Origin of the sequence: Gandjariella thermophila (genome assembly GCF_005405885.1) — a bacterium.
Taxonomy (GTDB): Bacteria; Actinomycetota; Actinomycetes; order Mycobacteriales; family Pseudonocardiaceae; genus Gandjariella; species Gandjariella thermophila.
This window is the reverse complement of sequence record NZ_BJFL01000073.1, coordinates 1-6,873: the sequence shown is the minus strand read 5'-3', so window position 1 is coordinate 6,873 and position 6,873 is coordinate 1. Positions and strand designations below refer to the sequence as shown.

The 6,873-nt window shown below is 62.5% G+C and carries 6 protein-coding genes; 5 read left to right on the top strand and 1 reads right to left on the bottom strand.

Translation table 11 applies throughout. The annotated features are described in order from the left end of the window. The coding region (locus tag FFT21_RS30845) for a helix-turn-helix domain-containing protein (RefSeq protein WP_192909618.1) at nucleotides 1-146 on the bottom strand (146 nt) is incomplete at its 3' end. Nucleotides 147-421: 275 nt separating this feature from the next. Here FFT21_RS30845 and FFT21_RS27790 point away from each other — a divergent pair. The 5 genes from FFT21_RS27790 to FFT21_RS30150 all read left to right on the top strand — a co-directional run bounded on the left by FFT21_RS27790 (nucleotide 422) and on the right by FFT21_RS30150 (nucleotide 6,787). Next, nucleotides 422-1,078, top strand: coding sequence for an SPASM domain-containing protein (locus FFT21_RS27790; RefSeq protein WP_192909804.1), 657 nt, complete (start codon nucleotides 422-424; stop codon nucleotides 1,076-1,078). Nucleotides 1,079-1,373: 295 nt separating this feature from the next. After that, the gene (locus FFT21_RS27785) at nucleotides 1,374-2,852 is read left to right on the top strand and encodes a B12-binding domain-containing radical SAM protein (protein ID WP_192909803.1); all 1,479 of its coding nucleotides are present in this window, start codon (nucleotides 1,374-1,376) and stop codon (nucleotides 2,850-2,852) included. 2 nt (nucleotides 2,853-2,854) lie between these two features. After that, nucleotides 2,855-4,984 carry a carbamoyltransferase C-terminal domain-containing protein gene (locus FFT21_RS27780; RefSeq protein ID WP_137816878.1) on the top strand — a complete coding sequence of 710 codons (2,130 nt, stop codon included), beginning with the start codon at nucleotides 2,855-2,857 and terminating at the stop codon, nucleotides 4,982-4,984. Further along, a complete protein-coding gene (locus tag FFT21_RS27775; protein WP_137816877.1) occupies nucleotides 4,984-6,087 on the top strand; it encodes a cytochrome P450 in 1,104 nt (367 codons plus the stop codon). The genes FFT21_RS27780 and FFT21_RS27775 overlap by 1 nt, the downstream gene beginning before the upstream one ends. A gap of 250 nt (nucleotides 6,088-6,337) precedes the next feature. Then, nucleotides 6,338-6,787 carry a hypothetical protein gene (locus FFT21_RS30150; protein WP_225978825.1) on the top strand — a complete coding sequence of 150 codons (450 nt, stop codon included), beginning with the start codon at nucleotides 6,338-6,340 and terminating at the stop codon, nucleotides 6,785-6,787. Nucleotides 6,788-6,873 lie beyond the last annotated feature (86 nt).

Genomic DNA, 6,873 nt, shown 5'->3' with positions numbered 1-6,873 from the left:
GACCGACCACCGTTTCTGCTGACCTCTCGAGAAACAACCGAATGATCCCGCTTCAGCAGTCGCCCGATCGCCCGGTACGATTGCCCCTTCGCCAGCTCACGAGAAATGATTTCTCGCTCGTCCGGGCGCAGTTCGACACCCCGCACTGCGACAATAGTTCCTTTCCGGCAGGCCCGTTAAATGAATGCTATGATCTTACCAAGCACGTGGTGCACTGATCATATGACCCCGCCGTCCAAATCTTGGCATCAACGTGAGCATCGATGGGTCGACTCCGGAGGCGTTCGCCGAGTTGCGGGCGCAACCACGGTCGACCCCGGCAGCCCGCGCGGCGCTATTCCGGAGGGTGACGGAAGGAGTCCGAAAGGCCGCGGACGCTGGGCTCTGGGTGTCTGTGAACACCACGATGACTCGCGCAACGATGCCCGACCTCGTCCCAACCTACCGTTTGGCTGTCGATGAACTGGGAGCGGCATCCCTGGTCGCCATCAAATTCTTTCCTGCCGGCTATGGGCGGGAACATCTAGACCGTTACGAGTTTCCTTGGCAGGTGTGGTCAACCGAATTTCAGTCGCTGACGAGGGCAAAGATTGCAGGCGAATTGCCGAAGATGCAACTCTCGGTTCCCAGTGCCTGGGAGTTTTACCTCCCCCTCATCGAAGCCGGGATTGATCTCACGGTCGCCGAGGCCGCATGGCGCTACCGTAGTCCGCTGCGCGAAGCCGGATATTCTCGGCTACGATCACTTGGTGACGTGGCTGGGGTAACCGAGTTGTGCGTGAGTGGGGACGGAACGGTCTATCCCAGTGTCCTCATGGTGGGCGACGAGCGAATGCATTGTGGTTCTCTTCGTGAGCAGTCGTTGTCGGAGATCTGGCACGAAGCCTCGCCATTAGTCCGGATTCGTGGACTCAGCGTTGATGACCTCGACGGCGGGTGCAGTTCCTGCGCCATGAATTCATTGTGCGGTGGTGGCTCTCGTTCACGCGCACTCGCTGAGCACGGCAGCATCGATGCAGCCGACTCCTCCTGTCCGCTAGTCAGCACCGGAGTAGCGGAAGCGAGGGCGGTGCGATGAATTACACCGTGCTGGGCAAAGGCCCCCACGCTGTACGTGTTCGCTTCCGCCCCGGCGGGGTTGAACTGCGCGTCCATGGCTCCCTCATCTCGGGTAACCAAGACATGGCACGCGCCCTGCGTTGGGTACTCAACCACCGCGAGGCAAGCGCAGATGACATCGCCGAACTGGGCGAAAGCGTAACTCTTGAGGACATCTGCCGACTCCTAACAGATCTCGCACCCCACGGTGTCCCCTTGTCGGCTTGGGGCAATTGGTGGTCCCGCGAATGTGCACGCAGGGCGGAGGTCGTGCAATGACCCTGGACGTGCTCGTCATCGCTCCATTTCGTCGTCCCACCTTCCGCAAGGCCATTTCTGAGCACTACCCAGTCCAGGAACCGTGGGACTCGCCACCTCTTATCGTTGCGGGCGGTCTTGAAGCCGCGGGGCTGACGGTCGAATACCTCGCCCTTCAGAACATACTCGACAGCTGGGACGAACCGCGCGACCTGCCTAAGCTGCGCGAGATGCTGGCTGACATGCCAGCCCGAATGGTAATCTTCGCTACCGATTACTTCATCCCCAGTCGCTCTACAGCGACACTGTTTGGTATGCGCATCGCAGCACGTGAACTTCGTGCCGATGACAGCAGGGTCATCATCGGTGCCGTGGGACGTTTGGCCACCACAGCCGCGCCGCAGCTATTCGATCAACTCCCCGAGTGCGACTTCCTGGTACACGGTGAACCCGAATCAGTGATTGGCACCATCGCCGAGGAGATTCTCCGACGGGGAGTAACCGCAGTCGACCATCCAAGCCTGCTCACGCCCACATCCCTACAAAGCGGCCAACGCCCACAGCCGGCGACCACACAGATGCTCGATGAAACCCCGATCCCCGCTTGGCACCTGCTAGCAAAATCCCTGGATTGGTGGGACAAGTATCGCGGCCAAGACGCATCCCAACCCATCCCTTTCAGCCTGCGCACGAGCGCCGGCTGCCGCTTCCGATGCCGCTTCTGCGCCGGTGTCCCCAACTGGCTGAACTACAGGACCAAGACCGCCACCCGGGTCGCCACAGAAATCGACACGTTACGGAACGCCACGGGCGACCGGGCGCACCTGGCCTTCCTTGAGGATGAAATCTTTACCAGACACCCGGACCACGTGCACGCGATCAGTGAAGTATGCGTGCAACGAGGCATTGTTTTTGACGGCGTCTACACTCACTCGAGTCTGCTCACCCCAGAGGTGGCCGAACCACTGTCGAAAATGGCTCAGCGCGTGTACCTGGGATTAGACAATCCCGACGATTCAATCCTGCATGACATGCGCAAAGGCCAGCGGTTCGACACCGTGCTGCGCGCGATCGAGACAGCCAGAGCCAGCGGACTGAGCGCTCACCTCGAATGGATCATCGGCTCGCCAGCTGACACCATCGACAGCCTCATCACCAGCCTCAATGCCATCGTAACCTTGCTTTCGACGGGCGTCGTGGACAGCATCAACACCTATGTCTACTGCCCGCACCCCGGAACAGAGTACGCCGAGAAGGCAGACGAGTTCGGGATGCGAGTCATCGATGGTTTCGAAGACATCCAGGAGTCTGGCGGCTATCCCGCCCATGACACCCATGCGCTGTCACGGCAGCAGACCTTCATCGCATATCTGATGAGCCAACTAACGATCGCCGAGGTCTCCCGCGACCGGGAACGCGGTCTGTTGACGCCGTCGATCGGCTCGCCCAGCCGTCATGAACTGCACCGACTCTTCGACAAGGTGGCCGGACGGTAACAATGACCTCCAATAAGTACATCCTTGGTGTGAGCATGTCCAGCCATGACCGCTCCGCCGCACTACTACGCGACGGCCGCATTGTCGCCGCCATCAGCGAGGAGCGGATCGACCGACGCAAGAAGTCCCAAGGCTTCTATTCCGACGGCGCTCATCTGGTATTACCCCCGATGGCTTCGATCACCCACGTGCTTCGCGAAGCCGGAATTACGCTCGACAACCTAGAAATGCTCGTGTGCGGCCGCTCGATCACAACCTGCAGAGACACGCTACTCAGCTACCTGCCGATCGACCCGGACCGCGTTGTCGAACCACCAATTCCAGCCCACCACCTCGGGCATGCCTACAGCGCCTACGCCACCGCCCCCTTCGACAACTGTGACATCCTCGTTATTGACGAGCAAGGCCATTGGCTACCAAATGGCACCTTCGAGCGGTGTACGTGGTTCAGCGGCGCGAACGGTCCGCTCGCATTGGAGCGCCGGTTTCTCGGCAGTTCGGAGACACTCAGTCTCGGGATGTTCTTCGACGTCTTCGCTGCCCTAACCGGTCTGTCAGAGGCTGGACTACCGGCGGCCGGCAAGCTCATGGCACTGGCGGCCTACGGCGAAACGCGGCCAGATTGGCCACAACTCAGCGCGAAGCACCCGGACGGCGACGTGCGGATCAGTCTGGCTGAGCTGAACACCTTTCTTGAACAGGCTGGGGTGCCCGTACATGACGGCTACAGTGGTTGGCAGCCGGACACACTTGAGGGCCTGCGGCTAAAGTTCCGTCCCATACACTGGCGCAGTGACCTGGCGGCCGACTTGGCTCGTAAGGCGCAAGACGAGCTCGAATCAGCGTTACTCCACAATGCGCTCGCCCTGCGGGCAGCCAGCGGCCGTAGCCACCTTGCGTATGCCGGGGGCCTGGCGCTGAACTGCACCGCCAACGCCCGGCTCCTTGAGACCGGATACCAGGATGTCTTTATTCATCCAGCAGCAACGGATGATGGTGTGGCGGTGGGACTGGCCGCCTATGGATGGATCGAGGCACTTGGCCAGCCGCGCCGGCCTGAGCGGAGATTCTCCGCTCATCTAGGGATGTCCTATTCATCTTCGGCCAGGATGAAGGCGTTGGAGCGCTACGGACTAGCCAACCACACGTACCCGGCCGGTGTCGATGACGTCGCGGACCTGCTGGCAAAAGGCCGTATCGTGTGCTGGTTCGCTGGCAGATCAGAATGGGGACCCCGAGCGCTCGGCGCACGCAGCATCCTCGCCGATCCCACAGCCGAAGGGATCGTGAGCAAACTTAACGGGCGGGTGAAATTTCGAGAACCATTCCGCCCGTTCGGCATCAGCGTCGCCGCACACGTGGCGGATGAGCTGCTCGAACTCGATGACGGGCCACGCTCGCTCAGCCCCTACATGCTCAGCGTCGCTCGAGTCCGTAACCCGAGGCTTCACCATGTCCAACACGGGGACGGCACCGTCCGCTACCAGACAGTGGGCGCTGAGCACGAGGTCTACCACCGTCTGTTGCTTGCCATGGGTGAACGAATCGGTGTGGCGGCCGTCCTGAACACCTCGTTCAACACATTGGGCGAACCGCTCGTGGAAACTCCGCAGGACGCTGTCCGGCAGTTCCTCCTGTGCGGCGCCGACGCGTTGTTCCTTGACGGGCAACTGATCGAGCTCACGGCCATGCCCGAAGAGACCCGGCAACGCGCTGTGCGTGCTGCATGGGCCGACAGCGGCAAAGATCCGCTGCGGATTGCCTTGCAACAGGAAGCGGCCGGTTACCCAGAGGCCGCACGGGACACCGTGACGAAGGTGGAAGCATGCCTCGCGCTGGGATCTCAGTGGATCCGCGAACGGGCGGGCCTGCTCATGCGACTGGCTCTCACTGACTCGGACCCCATCGCGGGCGCGCAGTACGCGGAGGAGGTGCTGCACTGGTCCGGAATGCCTGAAGTCGCAGCCGCGGCTGCCGGCGTGATCGCGGAGCACGGCATGTCCAAGGCCCTGCCCAACTCGGATGCTGCCCAACTGCTCGCGGCACTGGCGCCGCAGGGGCAAGCGGTTCCTACCCTGCGCGCCGTGTTTACCGACACAACCGCAGCCGGCACGCAACACGAGGAGAGGTGATGAGCTCACCCGCCGTCCCCTCAGCCGTAGCTCCCGTCGTACCCTTCGGTGAACGTGTATGGCTGGTACGGGGGCTCGACGAAGCACGAGCGGTCCTTGCCGACGACCAGACATTCCGCATTGCGCGCACCGACGAATTCGTCGCCGGCTACTCGCGGAGCTTCTTCTTGGCCACCGACACCGGCAAGCAGGACGACCGGCGACGCTTCCGCACTGCACTCGCCGGCGCCGTGTCCCCACGACGCTTACAGCAGCTCCGCCACGACGTCCTGGTGTCACTCGCCGACCGTCTCGCCGAACGCCTGGTCCAGCAGGCCACCTTCGACCTCGCCGACGACTACGTCCGTCCATACACCCGACGCGCCAGCTATGCCCTGGCCGGCATCCCGGACGACACAGCTGCCGAGTTGGTCGCGCGACTGCAAGTTGCCGCCAGCCTCCTCCACAACAACGGCGACGACCCTGCCGGCAAGAGCCTGCTCGCCGCGGTGTGGTCAGCAATCCGCGACATGAGCCAGCGCGGCCAACTACGTCCCACCGGCCTGCCCGGACACGCACTACAGCGTGGCGTCATCACCCTCGACGAGGCTCCCCTGCTCACCATCCCCATCCTGGACATGGCGGCACACGAGATGAGTGGAGCGTTAACGCTCGCGGCTCTGCAAGCCGTCGCCACGCTGCCGGCCGACGAACAGCGAGATCTGGCACAGGTCGGCACCACCCACGCTGCGGTGTGGGAGGCAGCCCGCAGGCTCCAAGACATCTACATCACCCGGGTAGTCACCGGCACAACAACCCTCGGCGGCGTAGTCCTCAACGCCCACGACCGCGTCCTGCTTGACATCCACGCCGCCAACGCCGACACACGCACGATCGCCGACCCGGCACGCTTCGACCCCAGCCGCCACACCGAGCACCTGGCCTTCGGCCACGGTCTTCACATCTGCATGGGTCGAGAACTCGCGATGATAACGGCAAGCGTCGCCCTGCGAGCGGTCATGAAACGAGGAACCATTTGGACGCCAGCCGGCGCCGCACCCGGCATACTTGCCATCACCCCTCACCGGGGCACCGAGCCGACGGGACCACGACGGAATGGTTGAGGCGTTCCGAGAACGCCGGGTTGACCGAAGTGTCACCTGCAAAGCCGTGTTCGCTAACGGCAGGTGGTCACTGGGGGAACCGGAAGCTCGCCGGAGTCAACACGATCGCAGCTACGCACCAGCACACAGCCAATGGAACGTCGACCAGGTCGACCTCTCCCCGGACCAGGACCCGGACAAGGCAGTGACCAAGCTATCGCAAGCCTTGACAACCCTGGACACCCACCATGGCGTCCCATGCAGCCCTGACATGCTGATGCAACTCAGCCTCCTCAGCGCGACTCGCAACTATTGCAACTCCGAAGGGACCAACTTCTCGTTCGGCTTCGACCAATGGGAACTCTCCGCCGCACATGTCTCGGGCTACTCGCTTCGCCGCCTCACACATCAGCCCGAAGCCCTCCCGGAACTGACTGAACAGACCAACACGCTGTTCCAGCAGTCGACGGAGCCCGCACCCCAGAACGTCGCACTACCCCACGGCGACATCCCAGTCCTCCTTGATCCACTGATCGCCGGCGTGCTCGTCCACGAACTCATCGGCCACGCTCTGGAGGAACAGGACCTCGTCGCCGGCCAACGACTTTTTCCGGCCCGGACCCGCGTGGTTGCCGTGCCCTGGCTAGCGCGAGACCGCGACGACGACGGAACCGCAGTCGAGCACAATACCGCTAAGTTAAGACCGGAGAGAGCAATTTGATGGTTGGTGGCCCGGTGTGGCGGGTTCCGTGGTGGTGGGCTCGCTTGATGAGGTAGGCATTGTGTTTTCCTCGCTTGATCACGCGT

What these genes read in the sequence shown, in the direction of transcription:
- FFT21_RS27790 (WP_192909804.1), top strand. Translation starts at nt 422, where the DNA reads ATGCCCGACCTCGTCCCAACCTACCGTTTGGCTGTCGATGAACTGGGA.
- FFT21_RS27785 (WP_192909803.1), top strand. Translation starts at nt 1,374, where the DNA reads ATGACCCTGGACGTGCTCGTCATCGCTCCATTTCGTCGTCCCACCTTC.
- FFT21_RS27780 (WP_137816878.1), top strand. Translation starts at nt 2,855, where the DNA reads ATGACCTCCAATAAGTACATCCTTGGTGTGAGCATGTCCAGCCATGAC.
- FFT21_RS27775 (WP_137816877.1), top strand. Translation starts at nt 4,984, where the DNA reads ATGAGCTCACCCGCCGTCCCCTCAGCCGTAGCTCCCGTCGTACCCTTC.
- FFT21_RS30150 (WP_225978825.1), top strand. Translation starts at nt 6,338, where the DNA reads ATGCTGATGCAACTCAGCCTCCTCAGCGCGACTCGCAACTATTGCAAC.